Origin of the sequence: Phocaeicola coprocola DSM 17136 (genome assembly GCF_000154845.1) — a bacterium.
Classification (GTDB): Bacteria; Bacteroidota; Bacteroidia; order Bacteroidales; family Bacteroidaceae; genus Phocaeicola; species Phocaeicola coprocola.
Map to the genome: position 1 here is coordinate 1 of NZ_DS981435.1, position 1,365 is coordinate 1,365.

The following is a 1,365-nucleotide window of genomic DNA, read 5'->3' on the forward strand; positions in this document are numbered from 1 at the left end:
GCCGATAACGGCCACACCGGACCTGTAACCAAGAAATTTCTTGTACGTGGGCTTTGCATCGTACTTCTCCGCCTCAATGAACTGGTGGTCAAAGTCAACGTCATACTCCCCGCCCTCTTTCAACTGCCCTGTGGACAACAGGCAATTCAGGAGCAATGTGTTGAGTGTGTCTGCCGTATTGAAATCATAGGACTTTCCGGCATCAGACGTGTATGAGATGTTTTCCCGGGTCAGTTCGTTTATTGCCCTAAGGATGGTGTCGGCGCTACAGGTGCGGAGTGTGGGGTGAAGGGAAAGATGACTCATTAAGTGGGCGGTGACATCCTCAACGCAAGAACCGCCGCAGAAGTAAACGCATAGGAGGGAGCGGATGATTTCGCTGTATTGATAACCATAGAGTTTGCATCTCAACCCAAGTGTTGAGTCAATTGTAGAGGAGAGAAGGGAGGTAAATTGCTCCATGATTGGAAATATGCCTCCAAAAGGAGTGAGTCTTTCGGATTTTATTGCTACCTTTGCCATGCCTGTTGCGGTTTTCTTTGTCTTTGGATTCGCAACACTAAGGTAAGTGAAAACGCTGACATGGCAAAAACCTGGGCAACAAAATGTTGCTCAGGAACTTATAAAAATAATTATCAATTATGTTGCGGAATTAAGGTTTAGGAAAATTCAGAAAGGAACAATTCAAGTATTCACCTGTAAGAAGTTACTAATGACAAAAAAGAAATTGCCCGTTCGTTTTACGGGTCAGCACTTTACTATTGATAAAGTGCTAATAAAAGATGCAATAAGACAAGCAAATATAAGTAATCAGGATACGGTTTTAGATATTGGGGCAGGCAAGGGGTTTCTTACTGTTCATTTATCCTTAAATCCGCAACTCCATTCCCGAAGTGCTACCTACATAAAGAGAAATGGACTTTTGATTCGTAAGATAACCATTAAGTCCTCGCGTCCGTTTCAATGCGCATACCATCCCCTTACCCCATAAAGCGACTTGAGGCAATACGCAATCAGTGGCCATCAAGTGATGTAAATCATCCGGAAGAAGTTTTGAAGGCTTCTGCATATGCATGGTTGTCGGTGTAGATATTCAGCACACATTGCCTTGCGGTCTTAATCCACTTGGCAGGTACTGAAATGAATTTGAAGACAAACGTCTTGATACGGCTGGTTTCCTTGAGCCCGAACTTCTTCACTTCAATCCTTTGCATGATGGCCTTGTAGAAATTGCGTATCAGTGCCGTCAGGAGCAGGAACACGGTATTTTCCGCCATGAAGGATTTAGGCAGTCTGTCCCATCCAAACCCATTGTTCATGTCATCAAAAACTCGTTCTTTGCCACGCGCAAGTTATAGAATTCAC

General features: G+C 44.0%; 3 pseudogenes. 1 reads left to right on the top strand and 2 read right to left on the bottom strand.

What is annotated here, in order from left to right:
* Positions 1-522: pseudogene (locus tag BACCOP_RS01470) on the bottom strand (IS1380-like element IS615 family transposase); the annotation flags it as partial.
* Between the two features lie 190 nt (positions 523-712).
* On the opposite strand from BACCOP_RS01470, the pseudogene BACCOP_RS20585 reads away from it, so the two are divergent.
* Positions 713-865, top strand: a pseudogene (locus BACCOP_RS20585) (rRNA adenine N-6-methyltransferase family protein); the annotation flags it as partial.
* A 172-nt stretch (positions 866-1,037) separates the two neighbouring features.
* Here the strand turns inward: BACCOP_RS20585 and BACCOP_RS01480 are convergent.
* Positions 1,038-1,365, bottom strand: a pseudogene (locus BACCOP_RS01480) (IS1380 family transposase); the annotation flags it as partial.